At 66.9% G+C, this 1,022-nt stretch carries 1 protein-coding gene; it reads left to right on the top strand.

The window, feature by feature from the left end; translation table 11 throughout:
- Nucleotides 1-9 precede the first annotated feature (9 nt).
- Nucleotides 10-1,022, top strand: a 1,013-nt coding sequence (locus BLA60_RS41815) for an acyltransferase domain-containing protein (RefSeq protein WP_245812520.1), incomplete at its 3' end; no start/stop codon positions are given.

The following is a 1,022-nucleotide window of genomic DNA, read 5'->3' as shown; positions in this document are numbered from 1 at the left end:
ACGGATGGTGTGTCGGTCGCGGCGGTCAATGGTCCGGACAATGTTGTGTTGGCTGGTGTTGAGGCTGAGGTCATGGCGGCGGTGGGTGACCGTGAGCACAGGCGGCTGCGAGTGTCGCATGCGTTCCATTCGCCGTTGATGGATCCGATGTTGGATGACTTCCGGGAGGCGATTGCCGGGATTGCGTTCCGTGAGCCGGTGGTGCCGTTGGTGAAGGATGTGTCGAACCTGGAGTACTGGGTGCGGCATGTCCGCGAGACTGTGCGGTTTGCCGACGATGTCGCGGCGGCGGAGGCGGACACGTTCCTGGAGATCGGCCCGGACGGGACGCTGTCGGCGTTGGTGGACGGGATTCCGTTGCTGCGCAGGGACCGGGACGAGCCGACGGCGTTGCTCACCGGTCTCGCGCGACTGCACGTCACCGGCACACACGTCGACTGGGCGCCGCTCTACACCGGGGCTCACCGTGTCGACCTGCCCACCTACGCCTTCCACCATGCATGGTTCTGGCCGCACGGTTCCCGCCCGACCGGCGACCTGACCGACTCCGGGCACCCGCTGCTCGGCGCCGTGGTCGCGTTGGCCGACTCCGATGATGTCGTGTTCACGTCGCTGCTGTCGGTGTCCGCGCTGCCCTGGTTGGTGGATCACACCGTTGGTGGTCGTGTTGTGGTTGCTGGTGCGGCGTTGCTTGATCTGGCTGTGGCCGCCGCTGATCATGTCGGTCGTGGTCGGGTGGAGGAGTTGACGCTCGCCGCTCCGCTCGACCTCACCGAGCACGGAGACGTCCAGCTACAGCTACGAGTCACCGGCGACACCTTCACCGTCCACTCGCGGCCAGCGCACGCGGGCGACGACCCATGGCAGTTGCACGCCAACGGACTGTTCGCCGACGAGACCGGCGCACCGGCCGTGTTCGACACAACTCAGTGGCCGCCGCTCGGCGCCGCCACGGTGTCGGTGGAGGACTGCTACTCGCTGTTGGCCGAGTCCGGGTTCGGTTACGGCCCGGTCTTTCAGGC

Source organism: Actinophytocola xinjiangensis (genome assembly GCF_001921215.1).
Lineage (GTDB): Bacteria > Actinomycetota > Actinomycetes > Mycobacteriales > Pseudonocardiaceae > Actinophytocola > Actinophytocola xinjiangensis.
This window is presented reverse-complemented; position numbering and strand designations above follow the sequence as displayed.